The sequence below is a fragment of the Bacteroides faecis genome, from assembly GCF_020091505.1.
Classification (GTDB): domain Bacteria; phylum Bacteroidota; class Bacteroidia; order Bacteroidales; family Bacteroidaceae; genus Bacteroides; species Bacteroides faecis.
The window spans coordinates 6,084,444-6,103,128 of sequence record NZ_CP081916.1 but is presented as its reverse complement, the minus strand read 5'-3'; the positions used below and the strand labels follow the sequence as shown (position 1 = coordinate 6,103,128).

At 38.8% G+C, this 18,685-nt stretch carries 17 protein-coding genes and 1 pseudogene; 5 read left to right on the top strand and 13 right to left on the bottom strand.

Annotation, left to right across the window (positions count from 1 at the left end):
- Window positions 1-88: 88 nt before the first annotated feature.
- The 5 genes and pseudogenes from K6V30_RS24405 to K6V30_RS24385 all read left to right on the top strand — a co-directional run.
- Window positions 89-352, top strand: a pseudogene (locus K6V30_RS24405) (UDP-GlcNAc--UDP-phosphate GlcNAc-1-phosphate transferase); the annotation flags it as partial.
- A complete protein-coding gene (locus tag K6V30_RS24400) occupies window positions 342-770 on the top strand; it encodes a WbuC family cupin fold metalloprotein (RefSeq protein WP_224207226.1) in 429 nt (142 codons plus the stop codon). The pseudogene K6V30_RS24405 and the gene K6V30_RS24400, both read left to right, overlap by 11 nt.
- A 54-nt stretch (window positions 771-824) precedes the next feature.
- Window positions 825-1,619, top strand: coding sequence for a polysaccharide biosynthesis/export family protein (locus tag K6V30_RS24395; RefSeq protein ID WP_109115330.1), 795 nt, complete (start codon window positions 825-827; stop codon window positions 1,617-1,619).
- 12 nt (window positions 1,620-1,631) lie between these two features.
- Entirely contained in the window at window positions 1,632-4,058 is a 2,427-nt protein-coding gene (locus tag K6V30_RS24390; RefSeq protein WP_224207225.1) for a GumC family protein, read from the top strand.
- A gap of 21 nt (window positions 4,059-4,079) precedes the next feature.
- On the top strand, window positions 4,080-4,706 hold the full coding sequence (locus K6V30_RS24385) for a hypothetical protein (protein WP_109115181.1): 627 nt from the start codon (window positions 4,080-4,082) through the stop codon (window positions 4,704-4,706).
- Between the two features lie 387 nt (window positions 4,707-5,093).
- On the opposite strand, the gene K6V30_RS24380 is transcribed toward K6V30_RS24385, so the two are convergent.
- The 13 genes from K6V30_RS24380 to K6V30_RS24320 form a co-directional block, all read right to left on the bottom strand.
- A complete protein-coding gene (locus tag K6V30_RS24380; RefSeq protein WP_055269741.1) occupies window positions 5,094-5,534 on the bottom strand; it encodes a hypothetical protein in 441 nt (146 codons plus the stop codon).
- A gap of 1 nt (window position 5,535) precedes the next feature.
- On the bottom strand, window positions 5,536-6,120 hold the full coding sequence (locus K6V30_RS24375; RefSeq protein WP_055269743.1) for a hypothetical protein: 585 nt from the start codon (window positions 6,118-6,120) through the stop codon (window positions 5,536-5,538).
- Window positions 6,101-6,439: a hypothetical protein gene (locus K6V30_RS24370; protein WP_224207224.1), complete on the bottom strand. Its 339-nt coding sequence runs from the start codon at window positions 6,437-6,439 to the stop codon at window positions 6,101-6,103. The genes K6V30_RS24375 and K6V30_RS24370 overlap by 20 nt, the downstream gene beginning before the upstream one ends.
- Window positions 6,440-6,656: 217 nt before the next feature.
- The gene (locus K6V30_RS24365) at window positions 6,657-7,274 is read right to left on the bottom strand and encodes a hypothetical protein (protein ID WP_130062106.1); all 618 of its coding nucleotides are present in this window, start codon (window positions 7,272-7,274) and stop codon (window positions 6,657-6,659) included.
- Between the two features lie 456 nt (window positions 7,275-7,730).
- Complete coding sequence (locus K6V30_RS24360; RefSeq protein ID WP_055269751.1) at window positions 7,731-8,018, bottom strand: hypothetical protein; 288 nt, start codon at window positions 8,016-8,018, stop codon at window positions 7,731-7,733.
- Window positions 8,019-8,038: 20 nt separating this feature from the next.
- A complete protein-coding gene (locus K6V30_RS24355; protein WP_055269753.1) occupies window positions 8,039-8,776 on the bottom strand; it encodes a DUF3944 domain-containing protein in 738 nt (245 codons plus the stop codon).
- A 7-nt stretch (window positions 8,777-8,783) separates the two neighbouring features.
- Window positions 8,784-10,277: a hypothetical protein gene (locus K6V30_RS24350; RefSeq protein ID WP_109114927.1), complete on the bottom strand. Its 1,494-nt coding sequence runs from the start codon at window positions 10,275-10,277 to the stop codon at window positions 8,784-8,786.
- A gap of 485 nt (window positions 10,278-10,762) precedes the next feature.
- Window positions 10,763-11,776 carry a BT4734/BF3469 family protein gene (locus K6V30_RS24345; protein WP_224207223.1) on the bottom strand — a complete coding sequence of 338 codons (1,014 nt, stop codon included), beginning with the start codon at window positions 11,774-11,776 and terminating at the stop codon, window positions 10,763-10,765.
- 435 nt (window positions 11,777-12,211) lie between these two features.
- On the bottom strand, window positions 12,212-13,921 hold the full coding sequence (locus K6V30_RS24340) for a hypothetical protein (protein WP_130062107.1): 1,710 nt from the start codon (window positions 13,919-13,921) through the stop codon (window positions 12,212-12,214).
- Window positions 13,918-14,118, bottom strand: coding sequence for a hypothetical protein (locus tag K6V30_RS24335; protein WP_109115478.1), 201 nt, complete (start codon window positions 14,116-14,118; stop codon window positions 13,918-13,920). The genes K6V30_RS24340 and K6V30_RS24335 overlap by 4 nt, the downstream gene beginning before the upstream one ends.
- Window positions 14,119-14,452: 334 nt before the next feature.
- Entirely contained in the window at window positions 14,453-14,764 is a 312-nt protein-coding gene (locus K6V30_RS24330; RefSeq protein ID WP_224207222.1) for a hypothetical protein, read from the bottom strand.
- A 511-nt stretch (window positions 14,765-15,275) separates the two neighbouring features.
- Window positions 15,276-17,414 (bottom strand): DUF5131 family protein, encoded by a 2,139-nt coding sequence (locus tag K6V30_RS24325; protein WP_224207221.1) that lies wholly within the window; start codon window positions 17,412-17,414, stop codon window positions 15,276-15,278.
- Window positions 17,415-17,608: 194 nt separating this feature from the next.
- Window positions 17,609-18,604 carry a hypothetical protein gene (locus K6V30_RS24320; RefSeq protein WP_109114883.1) on the bottom strand — a complete coding sequence of 332 codons (996 nt, stop codon included), beginning with the start codon at window positions 18,602-18,604 and terminating at the stop codon, window positions 17,609-17,611.
- Window positions 18,605-18,685 lie beyond the last annotated feature (81 nt).

The window sequence follows — 18,685 nt, the reverse complement described above, 5'->3', positions numbered from 1 at the left end:
TACCAAGAACTATTGTACTGATTCATTGATATCCAAAGGGTAATGAAAGCATTATCTTGCTTGTGAGGAAATAGTTGCGATAATGTGTGGCTTCATCGGCATAGTCTTTATCATGTTGCTTCTGTTTGGCAATGTGATAATCAAGACCATAGATGTAATATTGTTGCATATGGTTATGCAACTAGTGATTTCTCTTAGATTTATCCATTTCTGTCCAAATACAATGTTTGTTTATTGGCTGTATTTGCTTACTGCATTGGTTGTATTGGCTATTGCCTACATCTTGTTTATGAAAAAGTACTATCATTTACATGAAGCATATCTTGCATTATTGAAAAAACATGGAATTTGATAAAGAATTTTTGGGAAAATTATTGGAACAGGCTATGGAGAATTCACGTTTACGTCAGAACTTCGACTTGCGTACTTCATCTGCTGACACCAGCCAACGTATGCTCAATGCTTTGCAACCACAAACAGAAGTGCCTATTCATCGACATGAAAAAACATCAGAAACTGTAATATGTCTTGTCGGTAAATTAGAAGAAATAATCTATGAAGAAGTGAATGAATACGTTCATGAGGCAACTTCCTGTTGTGATGATGTGATAAGACAAAAAAGCTTTAAAGAAGTTTCACGTCAGATACTATCTCCTGCAGAAGGTAAATTCGGTATCCAAATACCTGCAGGGGCATGGCATACAATAAATGTTATAGAACCTTCTGTTATATTTGAAGCAAAAGATGGGGCATATAGGAGAGATGATTGATAAAAATGATTGAGTTTTAATGAAGATAGAATAAAAAACAATAGAAAGAAATATATGAAGAGAATGAAACAACTAGGATATTACGTATTGGCAGCATTTTTGTTGACAGCTTGTCAGTCCTACAAAAAAGTACCTTACCTGCAGGATGCGGAAGTCGTACTGTATAGTACTCAGAACGAACAGTTGTATGATGCAAAAATTATGCCAAAAGACTTATTGACTATTGTAGTGTCATGTACCAGTCCTGAATTGGCGGCACCTTTCAACTTAACAGTGGCCACACAGAACAATGCCGCTTTGAACTATACAACTAGCCAGCCTGTCCTTCAACAGTACCTAGTTGATAACGACGGTAATATCAATTTCCCCGTATTGGGTGAACTCCATGTTGGTGGCCTAACCAAGAAGGCAACCGAACAAATGATCGTTGAAAAGCTGAAACCTTATATTACTGAAACTCCTATTGTAACAGTACGTATGGTAAATTATAAGATTTCTGTGATCGGAGAAGTTGCCCGTCCCGGTACATTCACGATTTCCAATGAAAAAGTGAATATCCTGGAAGCTTTGGCTATGGCAGGTGATATGACCGTCTATGGTTTGCGTGATGATGTAAAACTAATACGGGAGAATGCTAATGGCAAGCAGGAAATAATTCCATTGGATCTGAATAAGGCGGAGACTATTCTTTCCCCTTACTATTATCTGCAGCAGAATGATATTCTTTACGTAACTCCCAATAAAGCGAAAGCTCGAAATTCGGATATCGGAACTAGTACGAGCCTATGGTTTTCTGCTACTTCCATCCTTGTTTCCATTGCCAGTTTGTTATTTAATATCCTGAAATAAAAAGAAAGAGTTATGAAAGAAGAAAAGCAATATGAGAAAAGTCATGCTACTAATGAAGAACAGATAGATTTTCAAGCATTACTTTTTAAATATATTATCCATTGGCCTTGGTTTGTAGGGGCAGTGTTACTATGCCTTGTTGGTGCGTGGTTTTATCTGCATTGGGCTACACCTATCTATAATATTTCAGCTACTGTCTTGATAAAAGATGAGAAGAAGGGTGGAGGTGCAGGGCTTTCTTCGGAATTGGAGGATATGGGATTAAGTGGTCTGATGACTTCTTCCAAGAATATTGATAATGAGTTGGAAGTTTTGCGTTCGAAAACGCTCGTTAAAGAGGTGGTTAATCAATTGGGGCTGTATATAACTTATGCAGATGAGGATGAATTTCCTGCTAAAGGTTTATACAAGACGTCTCCGGTGCAGGTGAGTTTGACACCTCAGGAGGCTGAGAAACTAAGCTCTCCGATGGTAGTGGAAATGACACTACAGCCTAAAGGTAGTATGGATGTGAACGTGACTGTAGGTGAGAAGGGATATCAGAAGCATTTTGAGAAACTACCTGCTATCTTTCCGACTGATGAGGGTACTTTGGCTTTCTTTCAGGAAGTTGATTCGGTAACTCTGCAGGATGGAACGAAAGTACCTCGGATGGAGAAGAACGTACGTCATATAACTGCGACTATCAACAAACCAATGAGAGTGGCAAAGGGGTATTGTAACAGCCTGTCTATTGCTCCGACTTCTAAAACTACTTCTGTGGCCGTGATTTCGTTAAAAAATTCTAGTTTGCAACGTGGGCAGGATTTTATCAACCAATTACTAGAGATGTATAATCGCAATACGAATAATGATAAAAACGAAATTGCTCAGAAAACAGCAGAGTTTATTGATGAACGTATTAGTATTATTTCAAAAGAATTGGGAAGTACAGAAGCGGATTTAGAGTCTTTTAAGCGTGATGCCGGTATCACGGATTTGTCGAGTGAAGCTCAGATCGCCTTGGCTGGTAATGCTGAATATGAAAAGAAAAGTGTGGAGAACCGTACTCAAATCAGTTTGGTGAATGACTTACGCAAGTATCTGAGAGGCAATGAATACGAAGTATTGCCGAGCAATGTGGGTTTACAGGATGCTGCTTTGATCGGAGCAATTGAACGTTATAATGAAATGTTGGTGGAACGTAAACGTCTGTTACGTACATCAACAGAGAATAACCCTGCTATTGTGAATTTGGATACAAGTATCCGTGCTATGAAAGCCAATGTACAGGCTACTCTTGAAGGAACTTTGCAAGGGTTGATGATCACTAAATCCAACCTTGACCGTGAAGCAAGTCGCTACTCTCGTCGTATCAGTAATGCTCCGGGGCAGGAACGGGCTTATGTAAGCATCGCCCGCCAGCAAGAAATCAAAGCTGGTTTGTATCTGATGCTGTTACAGAAACGCGAAGAGAACGCGATCGCACTAGCTGCTACAGCGAATAATGCAAAAATTATTGATGAAGCAATAGCTGACGATACTCCGGTATCTCCTAAAGGCAAAATGATTTATCTGATTGCATTGGTGTTAGGTATTGGAATCCCTGTTGGCATCATCTACCTGATTGACCTGACGAAATTCAAGATCGAAGGTCGTGCCGATGTAGAGAAACTAACGACTGTCCCTGTTGTCGGTGATATTCCATTGACAGACGAAAAGAATGATAAGAATGGCTCTATTGCCGTATTTGAGAATAAGAACAATCTGATGAGTGAGGTTTTCCGTAATGTTCGAACCAATCTTCAGTTTATGCTCAATAATGACCAGAAGGTAATCCTTGTGACCTCAACCGTTAGTGGAGAAGGAAAATCGTTTGTTTCGGCAAACCTGGCTATCAGTCTTTCTCTTTTGGGAAAGAAAGTGGTGATTGTCGGTCTTGATATTCGTAAGCCGGGACTTAATAAGGTATTCCAGCTTTCGAACAGGGAAAAAGGTATTACCCAATATCTTTCCAATCCTGAAACGGATCTGATGGAACTGGTACAACCTTCGGATATCAATAAGAACCTATATATCCTTTTGGGTGGCACTGTTCCTCCTAATCCGACCGAACTGCTGGCTCGTAACGGACTGGACAAGGCCATAGAAACCTTAAAGAAGCACTTCGACTATGTAATAATGGATACTGCCCCTATCGGTATGGTAACCGATACCTTATTGATAGGCCGTGTAGCTGACTTGTCCGTCTACGTATGCCGTGCCGACTATACTCATAAAGCCGAATATACATTGATCAATGAGTTGTCTATTGAGAAGAAACTTCCTAATCTTTGTACCGTAATCAACGGTGTGGACTTGAAAAAGAGAAAATACGGTTATTACTACGGCTACGGCAAGTACGGTAAGCACTACGGCTATGGCAAACGCTATGGTTACGGCTATGGATATGGAGAATAGTGATAGATAAATCTGTGATATATGAAAAAGACGGTAGTCGAATATATCACCAATACGCTTGAAGATATTCCCAAGCAATCTCTTCAAACCAATAAAAGGCGTTTACATGCTTTTTTCTCAGAACAGGAAACAATAGAGAAGCGGGGAACCCATTATGTATTCAGGTATGCTTTCTATTCTGTTGAAAAATTACGAAGATCTACGAAACAAAGTCTCTTTAAAGAATATAATATGTTGTGTTCTGACTTGAAAAGCGCTCCTTCTGGGGAAATATCGGATATGGAATATAAAGATGTTGTATTATATGGTAATACTTCCTCTCCTGTAGTACAAGGACGATTGACAGAATATTTAGAACGGAATAATTCGTTAAAGATTCAATTGTCTTTTTGTGATGAAAAAAACTCAGAATGTAAAACAGGAGAAAATATTGCCTATGCAGAACTGCAGAAAGCATTGTTTTATTGTAAAAGGAAGAAGTATTTGCTTCTGTTCATTTCAGTTCGTGAGTTGATACAGGATATTCGTTTTTATGATCTGCTTGATGAATATCGTGTTGATTTCCGTTGTATTGACTTTCCTTGGTTTTGCAGGGAGAATCTACGGTTGATAAAAGCAGTTATGTTATATGAGAAGCTATCTTCTTAAATAGCATATTGATTTGAATATTAGTATTATATGTTACATTTTATATTGAATTGCTATATGTAGGTCCCTAACTTCATGCTACAGGATGAAGAACCCTACATCTTTCGTTGGTTAAGAAGGGCACAGCGGTGTATCTTAACCGGCACTTTCATATCGGTTGATTTCCGATATGCTTTTTTTTACCCCATATATCAACTGTCTGTGAAGATCGTTGATATATATTTTCATAGATAATTCGAAATAGACTTTACAGGGGAATTTTTGTTGTTGAATAGGAGAAGGTGAGATATGGATGCCTATGAAGAGAATCAATCTTGTAATTTCTAGTACCTCTATAAAACAAAAAAGCAGAGAAGACAGCTATCTCTAACTATCTTCTCTCTTGCTTTAAAATGTCAATCTCATCACTACTTTCTCCGGTTGTGCTGTGATCTTAACTCTCTCTATCTGATCCGTCCCAAGTAGTACAGCCGAATTCTTATAACACCTCGTGAATTCTCTCTTCGGCATGAAAAACGTGTACCCGAAAGGAACGCCTCCCCAGTAATCCGGTATCCTGAAACCATTAAAACTATGCCCTGTGATTATGTTAGCATCAATATTATAGATCAACTTTGGATCATAATTTAGCCAATCTATTTCACCAACCTTGTACTTACGGAAAAATGTCAATTCCAATGTTTTCCCCGATACTTCCTTTAACCGGAATCTGACTCCACCGGCATTAAAGACCTTATCCAGATCCGCCTGAACAGCATTTTCAACTTCATTGACTCCCAGTGTACCCAAATCATACACGTTGCCCATAACGAATATTTTCTTTTTCATATTACTCCAGGTCTCTTTCAATTAATATTTTAACTTTCCCCGTTCCCCTAGTCTGTATATAGATGACACTCGATATCCCCAAAGTAGCCAGAGCATCATTATACCAGTCCCCAATCCACCGGACCGGTACAAACAGGTTCTTGTCTTCGTCCGAATACAACTTATTATCCCTTCTTGCCTCTTCTATGATATCCTCCTCCTCTACATTCAATATGTCGGCTGCAATAAGAATGGACAGATATTTGGGATCGTCCGCTTGTGGTATCTCCTCTGAATAGGTATAAAGCAGATACAATGCATCCTCAAAACTGCTGACTTTGTGTCTGCTCAAATTTCTGGTTTGTATTCTTGTATCAAGCATCAGTTCTACAACGGAATATGAAAAGTACTCCTCATTGCCGGTATAGTATTTCTTCAGTTCGTTCTCACTGGTGAAACTTAGGATAGCGAGGTCTCGTAATGGCATCTGCGCTAATTTAGGCAGTACCGTTTTTCCGTCCGGAGTTACATAGTTCTCGCTGTCTATGTCTTTCACACGGTTATAGTCATTCTCTTCTATTGTACCTTTATAAATTATCTTCTTCATGATCGTTTGGTTTAGTTTTTTGTGAATAAATGGTTAGTATAATTCCATACTCTTCTTGCAGATATCTGGCCAGCCCGTCATATGCGTCAACCCTTTTTCGGTTACGTGGCATCATCCCTAGTGCTTCCTTCAGTGTGATCCTGATACAGAGTCCGGTTATAAAAGAGTTTCCGAACTTCTCCCTAAGTGCTGTAATATCCTGTTCGTACTTCTCGTTATGCCTGCTTCCCGTTTTTTCGCTAACATCAGGACCGGAAGCCTTTTCTCCAACCTGACGCTTCAGTGATTCCTCCGGGGGACCACCAAAGAATAAATTCATAATATTCCACATTTTAGATATGTTGTTTGCCGTTTTTTCATCATTAGTTAGGAATTGGCGGGATACTAAGAGTGTTTTGTCATTTTTTGAGTGAGAAGAAAAAAAGAAAAACGCACCAAGATTTTTTATCTCTTAGTACGTTATTATAATATTATCCTGATGAATAACGCAATTCATATATCAGACATGAAATGGTATTTTGATTTGATTCTTTGTTCTATTTTTTATAGACCTTTTTGAAATCATTTATGAATTTTGCAAATTTACCAGTCCCGCATATAACTTCTTTACGTTGATATTTACCAGGAATAGAAATAACATAGTAGCTACTGTATTTACCACATTCGGATAATGTACTTAATATATTGAATGTGCTACTCAAAACATTAAAGCTAAAATAAATGTCGGCTCTCCAATTTTTCTTTTTGGGTACATTATAATAATCTTCATGTACCATGATTAAGGTGCTACATTCAGAATCCTCATCAAAAATAGAAGAGTCAAATGTACTCTCTACTATAACAGTTATTATATCAGGACTATTATAATTACAATCCACTTTCCTCTTTAAATCTATCAAATAATCATTTCTATTCTTGTTCCGATTTCTATAATAATGAGGATCATAATAAAGAGCCTTATTGTCTCTTCCTGTAAGACCTAATTTTTCTTCCAGTTCATGAATTTTTAGATCTCGTTCTTTCTTTTCTTTAGCTTTTTGAGGAGTATGATTATAAATCCATTTGGCACCATAATAAACACCCAAAAATGGACTGCATATTATCAAACCACTTATAAGACCATATATATAAAGATCATCCTTGTCTATATTCATAATTGTTTTTATTAAAATTCCGGTTATAATAATCCAGTTTTTTACCAATCATGTTTCCAGTACATTCTTAACGATATTCTTCAATTCACACTTCTTCCGATAGAGTAATTGTATTCCCGCTCCTCCATAGTTCATGAGAGTATCTATGATTCTGGATTATGTCTGAAAATAAAAATGAAAAATGCACGTAACCATTTCTATAAAAGCCATCCAATACCCCAAATGAGAGTTATACCTAAAATAATAGAGAGTATCATTTTAAAAAGGCCGGCATATGTGTCTATCCACCAATTGCTGAAAGCATTCCAGGATATAAGATATTCCGGTTTAAAATCATGAAATGCCAGTTTAAGCACAACAATCCATACGATAAGAATTATACCATATTTAATTATCTTATAAATCATTTTTTTTCTGACCATTGTTTCCTTTTTGTTAGTTTTTAATAGTATGGCATTATGAATATCTCAATAATGTGTATCTAATCATTTTTTCCATATTTTTCCATTTCTTTTTATAAACAGAAGTGAATATGCTATGCAAAACCGGTAAAGTTCTTATACCACCACAACGTTTACGAGGCTGAGGGAAAGAATAGATAGTAGCATCATATTCAATATCTGTTGCTACGAAAATTCGACCACATAAAAAATGTTTTTCCTCTGAACATGATTGATATTGATTGTAATTTGTCTTTTCATAACAATACTCTGTAATTATCGTATTATTTCTCTCCTTTTTCATGGGGTGAGAACTTTTCCGGTCTATATATTTTGTTTTTCAGTCTGCATCTTACGTCGCATATAGATGATTAATACAACCCCTGGAATCGTTACCCTATATGCCGCTCCCGTTAGGTCTTTTAACAGCCATGCTCCCATAATGATATTTATGGCAGGAACAAGTATCCCTCCGATTCTGCTTACCAGTCCCAATCCCACCGCTATATCTAGTGCCACTCTGGGCACCAGCACGCTTGTTAACAATGTCAGAATCTGTGAAACGAATGCCGGGGACATGCAAGCCATCAGGACAGCGTTTTTCATAGCATCCTTGCTTTGATATGTATTGGCATCCAGTTGCAAATCCTTAACCAATTCCTGCAATTGCTCATCATCCATTTCTTCCAGTACATCATCCATTAACTTTTGAATCAGATACATCTCAATCCGTTCCGTAGATGAATTTTTGTTATAATTGACTTTCTTCTTATCGCAGACATCCATCAGGATTTCACGATACGGCACTCCGTATCCCCGAAAGAAGTTGGCAAAACTATCCCCGCCATAGAGTTGAAATTCATGTGCAATCTCTGCCCATGCTTTCTGTAATTGGTTAGGGTATGACTCTTTATACAGGCGTGTTCTGGATAATGTTTCCGAATATCTCGGATTATTGTCCTTGTCATATACCAGTAAATCAGCCAGTACTTTTAAATCTTCATTGGAGCATTCTTCCAAGAATTCCAAATCTTTGTCCTTCAAAAATTTCTTTTCAAACATAATTGAATTATTTTATGATGTTAATAAATATTTGATTCATATCCTCTTCTGACATATCTATCCGATCAAGTTCGTTTATAAGTTGCTTTTCGGTTGGAATGATAATCTGTTCTCTTTTATTGATGACATAGAGGAAGCAACCTTTTAATCGTGTATACACATAAGATTTCTGTGCTTTATCTGTTTCTCTAGCTTTGATATGTGTGATAAAGTCCTCATTAATAATATCACGTTTTTGAATTTCTTCCATACAAATGTCAAATTCTCCTTCGTCAATTATCATGTAGTCATTACATAAGTCCTGTATGGCTTCTTGTATGATATTGTATTCTTTCCTTTCCTTATCGGTTTTAAGTAATCGGAAAACAATATCACTGGCAGCAAGGGAAGACAAGATTCCAGAGAGAGTGGGAATAATTATTTTCATGGGTACAGGCAGCGGAAATCTGGATGCCACGCTGAATCCTGCTGTAAATGCGGCAAATCCGACTATGGATTTAGTTATAGAAGCAGTCAGCTCTTTCCATGACATTCTATTATCCATGAATTTAATGAAATCAGGCACAGTATTGATCAATATAAGTGTGGTATTCACTATGACATTTGTTCTGAAAAATTTGATTACTACATTCTTGGCGGCAGCTCCTGTTACATGTTTTTCACAAATTACCGCTGCAAACTTATGGATCGTGTCCTTCCCCAAAGCATAGTTGTATACCGAATTAACAGCTGATTTTGACGCTTGGGTGGACGTGGTTAATAATCCTCTCCCCATAGCTGTTTTAAAGAACTGACGTACTAACACACTACTAATAAAAACAGAACCTCCGGTTTTAATGCTTTCTACAAAAGAAATCTTCAAAGCGTCCCCTGTATCTATCTTCTTGTATTTAAGTATTGCAAAGTTGATAATGAAAGAAATGCCTAATGATGATGCGGTAGATACCACTGATTGTTTGGCATCAAACAGTAATGAGTCTATATTGCCTGCCTTGGCTATATTTCTTGCCTGTTTAAATGTTACACATCCGGCTTTTACTAATGTTTGGGCTTCCTTGGGATCGGTGACTCCGGCAACTTTCCCTTTTTTTATTTTCTCTCTCATCAGGTTTACCGCTTGCTCATACTGATCTTTGGGAACTTCCAAGAGCATCGGTTTACCGTCTGTCTTTTGATAATAGCGGTACATTCCGGTCTCCACATCAAATGCAGAATTTATGGTTTTAGCTGCCGTATCATAATATTTAGTTTGGATATACACTCCATCCACGATTCGGTCCGCACCATTCTTTTCGTTGTTCCGTCCTATGTCTTCTACCTGTTTATGCCGCCAACGATCGTGAAGTGAATTGGCATCCTCAGCCATGAATCCCAATCCTCCTTTTGTATGAGCTTTCATGAGCTGGGTATCAAATTCTATATTCTGCGTAATTTTGACAGCTCCGACAGGATCTATAATATGACTATCGACAGGGATATTTGATTCTTTGGGGTCTTTCATGAGGCTTTGTTCTCCTATACGCCTATAAGCTCTCTCGAATTCAGCAATCTTTGAAAGATTAACTTAGGTATGGACATAAAAAGAGAGGCTTTGCATTTGATCCTACTACTAAGGGCTACCACACCCCTGCAAAGAGAACCAAAGCATCACCTCTCATCTTGAATATGTCTGATAAGTATATAAACAGCAAAATGCCGTATATACTTGGGCATATACAGAAACAAAAAAGTGAGTGCATGTTATTGGCGTTCTCTTTGCTTCTTAATGTGGTAGTTTAAGTAGTAGAACTTTTAACGCACTTCTTATGTCTGCCAGAATTTTTCCAGCGTTACAAAGATAAACGTTTTCCAATATTTAGCACTCACTTATGAGTATTTATTTTTCTTGTTTCCTTTCCAAATATAAGGCTATTAAAGTTTTTAGGACGGTAAAGATACACGTAAAATGGTATTAAAACGGAGAAAACGGTTCCTTATTTTTTATTTTTATTCCCCTTTCAGCTTCTGGTTCCTATAATTCCTACCGGATTCTTTTTTCAGGTACAACCTCATTCTGTCCTTTCCGAAGTCTCCTCTGTTGGCGTTATAGTTATTGATAACCATTCCTTTTATATCAGCTTTATCAATCCCATGTAACCCGAATGTCCCGGTGAGATATGCCAATGCATTTTCATAGAGCACACCATACCTGCATAACCTTTTAGCTCTGGCCAGGATAGACTGATGCCTGTGACCGTCCTCATAAGATTCAGGATATTCCAGGCGCCACTTCTTATCTATGTAATTGATCAGTGTCTTGTCCTTCCATTGTGCCTGAAAACAATTATTCTGGATTATTTCTGCCGAGGTGTGAGTAAAACTATTGCTTACGTAACCCTGATTGTAACTTTTCATGGGAGTTGCCCTCACTGACGGGGAATGCTCAAAGTGGTAAGGAGTAAGAGAATCCCGTTGCGGATTGATATAGATCTCCGGATCCGAACTTAGGAAAAATGTCCGGCTAAGATTACCGCATTTATCATCAAACTGTGCTACTCCTGGGTAGAGTTGTTCTCTAATACATCTGAAGAGTTCATTATGATACATCGGGGTTGTGTTATCATGGAGCATTACCACTTTTACTCCTAATCCACTTGGTGAGAACCAAAGTGCATAGATATGAAGACGGTCTGCATTGTCGATCAGGTTTCTCTTGAATTCTCCGGCATCAAGGTGGCTTTGGAAATGGTCAAAATCCAGAACCAACACATTGGAATACTCCTTGAGATTTTCCGGAGCATCATTCCGGTAATCAAATACGCCAGAGGGAGCAATCATTGGTAACAACTTCTTCGCCTGCTTGTATTCTTCTTCTGTCGGCATAGATCTAAGTCTTACCGTTTGCTGGAATAGTTCCTGATTATTCCTAATCATCCCCAGGACATAATCAAGGTTATAACGGATTTTACTCCTGGAATCATCCGCATTATTGTAGTAACTGACTGTTTTGTTAATCATCATATTTAGGATTTTTATTATTGTTATTCTCTCTACACATAACCACTCTTTTTCATTGGAGGTGCTATGTTCAGTATTTATGGTAATAGAATGGAATAAAAGTAATATGGATAAATAACAAGATCAACAAGAGAGAGACCACTTCGTGCTCTTCCTTTAGTGATAAGAGAAGGGAGATAAAATGTTTTAAGTTTTTCTCTGTATCACTTTGAGAGACAGCGTAGCATGTCTTCTCTCTTTATACTATATACATTTGCCATAATTTGCATATACACTTTTATCTGTTTATCTATCTCAATCTATTATATGTTTTTATTTATATCTACCCGCTTTTTTTTACTTCTCATATATATAGCTAGACCATCAAAAAAAGGCGGGTAAGGTATAGTATGGTTTTAGAGAAGAGTGGGCAGGCTAAAACACCATACCCAATCCTTCTTATTTTATTATCAGGGTTATTTTTATCTTACCTAATGTCTCTATCAGTTTATTATATTTACGCCTTTCCCTCACATATCTCTTTACCCCCAAATTTTCCAGATAATCAAAACTGACCTCTTTAGTGTATTCCCGATCCATACCGATAGCATTCCTCATATCCTCATCATCCATAGCCAATAGCACAATTTCATTTTTAAGGTTCCCCCGTATACTCATTGTATCCAGCCTGTTTTTCCAATCCGGCAGTTTCTTGTTGTATGGCTTTAATATCCTGCTTTCATTCAGGTATACTTTCATTCTTTCTATAAAGTCATCATCAAAATCTTCCGTGTAATATACCGTATATGTACCCGGCTGATGCTTTCTTATGCCAATTCTTGTGATCAGTTGACTGAAGAACCAGTCCTTATGTTTCTGCGGGTCAGTCGTTGTACCATAAGCCCGTCTTATTTTGGCTGCTTCGGTATTAGGCAAGGACCAATTCCCACATAATATAATCTGCTCGATATCCCTGTAGTCATTGGTACTCTTGTTATCCGAAGAACCATAATAGGTAACATATGGTAACTCTTGGGCAATACCTTTCTTTAATAACGCTTCCTTAATTTTATCTGCATATTCCGATTGTCCGGCAACACCATTCTCCCCATTTATGCCTTTCCAGCATACGATCAGTGTCTTTTTATTGATCACCCCGGCTATGGCGTTTATAAAATCTGTGAATCTGTTTTCATCAAACTCCTCCTTACGTGACAGGTTGAACCCCATCTTCTTGAACTCAGTCACGGAATTGTATTTCTGTCCGACATCAAGAAGGGTGAAGTGTTTAGATTCTCTGAGTAGAATATCTCCTGCCCCTTCGAAGACAAGAATATGGGTACCTATGGTTACTCCAAGAGGACACAGATCGACGGGGTAGAATGTAATACCCGATTTTTCGTTATCATCCAACATCCATGAGTCATAATACTTCGGAATCAGATTTAGCACAACATCCCTTTTTATTCTGTTGATCTTGTACGCCTGATTGAAAAGATCATTCCTGGTATTTCTCATAAAACGGTTGTAATACCGGGTTATCTCTTCCGGTGACATACAAATGATATTACCCGTATCATCGGTTTTACTGAATACTCCCAGAATTGTTTTATCAAATTCCACGAAAGGTCTGATAAAGGTGGGAGTCTCGTCAAACAGGATATACCGTCTAAGATCCGGCCTTACCATTAGTTTCCTGAAATCCCCGTCAAATGAATCTACGGGTGACTTTGGACGGTAAATGAGGAAATAATTGATCAGGTCAGTCCAGAAACGTACATGTGTGATCAGGATAATCTTTTTCTCCATAAGAATTTCGGGATTGTCCCTGTATTGATTCAGAAAGGATGAACGCTCCTTATCACTGGATATGATCATAACGTCGCTTTCTCTCAATATATCACCATAGCCCAATTCCCTGTTCACCAGGTTAGCCAGAATCCAGTCATACATCTTACCCAGTTCGTCACGGGTATCAACACAATACAGAATCCCCGAGTTATATTTCTGTCGGATCAGACTCTTGATTGACTCTGTTTTACCGCTACCACAACCTGAGGAAATGATATAGCCTCCGTTATCATCCGAGACATCGATTACGCCTGTACTGAGTTTCATTCTAAATCCCTCACCAGTGATATGTGGGGTTATATTAAAAAGCTCTTTCATACATCACCTCCTTCCTGTATATCATCTATGACAATCCATTCGTCATGATATCTTTCTATCAGGAAATTCAGATAAGACTGTACGTCCTCTTCATCAAAATAGCCTTCGTCGATATCCGGTGACATTTCTTCCCAAAGTTTGAAATCCTCTCTGATCTGTTCTATGAGTTCCGATCTCTTAATAACTATTGTATCCATTTGTGTATCTATTATTTTAGTGTTATGTATCTGCCCAGTTCGTTATTAAAGGCAAGAATATCCTTTTAATGTTATTTTATGCATTGTTTCACTTTTAAGATTAATGGGGAAAGTTGGAGACAGAGAAGTATACGAAAGTAGTGAGTATGTAATACATAACCGGTAGGATAATGTAGATGTTATAAAATATACTACAAAAAATGTACTTCTATTATAAAATGTACACGATTTGCAAACTTTTTTATAACACTTTATCTCCCTCCGGGGAGTTATGTATGTCACTTCACTCCGTTCCATAGCTATTTGCCTCCAGCTAACTCCGGTTATACAAAATTTATGGTTCATCTGTATTTTTATCGAAATCACCCTTAGTCTTTTGTGAGTGTATATTCAGGGTTACTCCGAAAGTACGCAACAGGTATTTCCTTAATCCCAGGTAGGCTTCGATTTTGGGATAATCCCTTTCACATATTCCTCTGAATTCTTTGAGAGACACATTAATGACCAAGCCTTCATGTAGATCGTATCTCCCATGTAATCTCTTGATATCCTCTTTGTATCTTCTAGGGATTCTCTGTGGAACTGTTTTTTCGATGACATCAGGACAATCCTTTACCTGACGGTCTGATATAGAGCTATCGTTCATATCTGACAATATTATATTTGGTTTCATACATATATCAAGCTTTCGAGGGATTTGAACGGCAAAACAGATATTTTTTTGAAGGAAAAGAAATGGTCAGGCTAACCCTGAATCTCTTTTTATCCGTCTGTCCCGGGAAGGTGTCCCAGAAAATATGTATATTTTGGGATTTTATCTATGTGATGTAAATAATACGAAATAGATATTTGTGTGTAATCTATTGATAATGTTTGTAACTATACAAATACTTACTATATCATGTCTGTAATTACGCTTATTCGCAAATGATAAAAAACATAATTTTGGAGGGTATTTTATATAAATTTCATGCCTAAAATACTGAAAAATGTGATATCCGGGACAGTGGGATCGTCAGTTTCGGGACAAAGGGACAGTGGATAACTCAAGGGAAACTTAGGAATCTTCAGATAAACAAAAAGACTGAAACTCATTATTGAATTCCAGTCTCCATTGTATGATTACGTAAAAGTCTTACAGGATATGGTCTTTTATATCAGGCTGCGTTGTCGGGTAATTGTGCATCCTTAATGGTATCCACGCTGGATTCTCCACTGTCCTTATGCTTTTGAACCACACGGTCAATAGCAGATTTTGACAGTTTCATATGATCTGCTATTTTCCTGACGGAGTATCCTTTTCCACGCAGGGTGAGAATCTCCTGTTCCACCTCTGGTGTAAGCTTGCTTTTACCCTGTGCCAGCAGATCCTCTTCCTCACATTCCCGAATGAATTCCAAATGGAGATAGCCGTCACTGCGAATCTTAAAATACCGTACTTTATCAGGAATGGCATTGCTGCGTGACTTGAGAACTTTGACATACACCTCAGTAGCATTACATTTGGCCATTGCAAGCACATTATCCGCCAAGTCAGTCAGTTTGGCGGAACCGGCCAGGTCCTGCATCTCAATAGGTTTGGATTTGTCCCGCTTTCTTGTATGCATCAGCGTTATTACCGTTACATTATAGCGTCCACAGATTAATTTCAATCTTTTCATCAGCTCCTTTGCAACTTTGGCCGTGATACTTCCTGTTGCCGCCACTGTGATACTGTCCAATATGAACAGCACCTTTTTTTTGTTCCATTCTTTTGCAATGGTTTCTATTTCGGAAAGAATCTTTTCAAGGTCCCAGGCAGTAGCATCGATGTATTTCATGCGGTCACTGATGGTTATACCTCCGAAACGCTGCCCCAACTGGGTAATGCTAAGTTCCGTGTCAATGTACACCACTTCGTCCACCACAGGCTTGACAGGAGCTGGAAAACCGAGGGTATTCTTACCTGAAGCCGCATCCAACCCCATCTGGTAGGTAACTGAGGATTTACCGGCATTCGTATCACCGGCAATCACCGTAACCTCTCCTTCCACAACCCAGGTACCATACAGGTTGTTTACTTTCCCTTTCTTGGCCCCTTCTTTCACAACCTTGCTAAGGGGAATGACATGGGAGAGGGCTTCAGCTTCAGTTCCGGTGCCCGCTGTTGTCGTTTTCTTTGTCGTACTACGTTCTTTCTTCATTTCTTTATCCTTTTTCTGTTGCATATTCATTTTTTCCAGTTCTTCATCAGTATTTTTCAGGATTGTTCTTATGACTTGGGGATACTGGCGGTAGGAAACGCCTTTTACCAAGTACCCGTGTTGTGCTTTGCTTTTTACCACCCCGTCCACATTGTTTCCGAGCTGCTTTACATATATAGCGGGAGGTATCGGCGCGGATTCGGCCTGTTCTATGATAGACTGTATCCATTCCGTCCTTACCATGCGCGCATTACCCATGGGGCGGGTTGCTTCACCTTCGATGAGTACCCAGACAAACCTGCCGAAATTAATATCCTTCATCCCACCCAAAAGCGGGGCAAAAGAAACTACCAGGTTGTCTGAAGCGATCTTGCGAAGTGTGTCCATGCGTGACAGGTACGCTTCCGACTCCACACTCACCCCCAGAAGGCAGTTGGAAGGAACCGGAATATTCTCGAACAACTGTACAAGGGTTTCCGGACGTTTGGTCAGGATAAGAAATACCTTTGTCTCATCCGCCTGGATGACTTCGATGGCTGCCCTGCGCTGTTCATCCGTAATATCGGCATGTCCAAAATCCCCGAGCGGACTGACAAATACAATGCCTTTTCTGGTATCATGAAGGGGAGTATACAGTAATCCTTCATTAAAACCAGGTTTGAAACCATCCTTGAAACGCCTGGTATCCGAACGTTTGGACTGGTTCTCGGCTATGACTTGCGCATAACAGTGTTTGCACCCGGGCGACAGTTTGAGGCAGCCTTGTGTCACACTCCAGTTGTAGGTGGCATAATCAATATCCGTATAGGGAAGCCTGCGTAGCGAAAGTATGTCCTCACGCTCTCTGCAAAGAAGCTCTTCAACTGTCGGGAAGCAGTATTCTTCCTCCCCCTTTTCCACATGGCTATTTCCGGGAGTCAGAACCTGTGTTTCAGCCGTCTGTCCGTTTTTATCTTTGCCGTTTTTATCCGGCTGCATGTCTTCCGTTCTCATTTCTGTTTTTTCTATATTGTTATCTACTTGATTCATCACTCTCGTGAAATCGTTAACATTCTCGTTGATAGCACTGTTTATAGTCCCGCCATCCAAAGACTTCAAATTATTTGTTTCCATATCTAATTCTTTTTATTTGTAAATATTTCCGCAAATATAAGGCCTTTTTTTTGCATTTAGGTAGACGGGAATAGAAGGAGTGAGATAAAAATGAAGAATAAAAAAATGTCGTTATAACATATTAGAAAGCAGGATGTTATAACGACATTAACAGAGTGGGCGGGAATAGGCGGAAAAAGAGGTGGACGGCTTCTCTATAATTTTAAAATTGACCGTAGTTGTGAAAGGAAATCCTGGAGAGATTGGCTGCCCTTGCTAACCTTGCTGGCTTTGTCTTCCAGAGAGACGTTTTTGCCGTCCTTTCCGATAAAAAGTGATTCATAGTATCGCCTGTGCTCCTGGTCCAGCAAATTTTTCTTTGTTTTTTCACCAAGCACGAGAAATAGAGTACGGAGCGTTATGTTGGAAGTCATCTGGCTTTTCTCTGTCGTCTTTATCCAACGGATAGGATTGGCATTACGTTTGAATACGCTGTTATTGAACAGCAGCTTGAAGTCTCTTTCCGTATAGTCATCCTTTTGCAGGCACTTTTCATCTACCAGAAAAGCATATAGATCCTCCACCAGCGACTGTTCCAGAATAATGTTGTATGAATTCTCCGGTATGAAGCAGGAGTCAAGTTTTAATCCCAGGCGGCTCTCTGAAAGAAGGTAATTCAGCTTTTCATTCAACTTTTGCAGGTAGGTGTGGTAGAATTGTTTATGCGGGTGTGAACCGAATCTTTTATAATGCTTCAGATAAGGGGCATCCAGATTTATAGGTCGGTCATGGGCATCATAGTCCTTCAGAGCGGTTGAAAATAGTTCAAAACTTTCAAGGATTGAATCCTGGAAGGCCCGGGTCATTACCCTGTCGAAATAATACTCGGGAGTAACTGTTCTGTAGCATTCGTAAAGACTGTTAAGGCAATGTAAAAGACTGGACAAGACATTCCTGTCGTTTCTGGCATAGTCTATGAGAAGTTTAAAATGCCTTTCAAAAGAAAGGTGCAATGGCACGTTCACGGATTCCGTCTGTACAGCCGTTCTGAAATGAAAGCATAATTCATCAATGGATATGACAGCCGAGGTTGTTATGAGCTGCTTCATCATTTCCATCTGTTCCGATAACTTTATTTCCATATTTTCCAGAGTTCTGGCCTGACGTTTTTCTTCCTGCATTTTCATTGCGTCATTTTTATTAGAGTCCATGATATAGGAATTTATTTACCGCAAAGATAATGAAATATGATGATACATGGCATATCCTAAAAATGGAAAGGTCTTCCGATA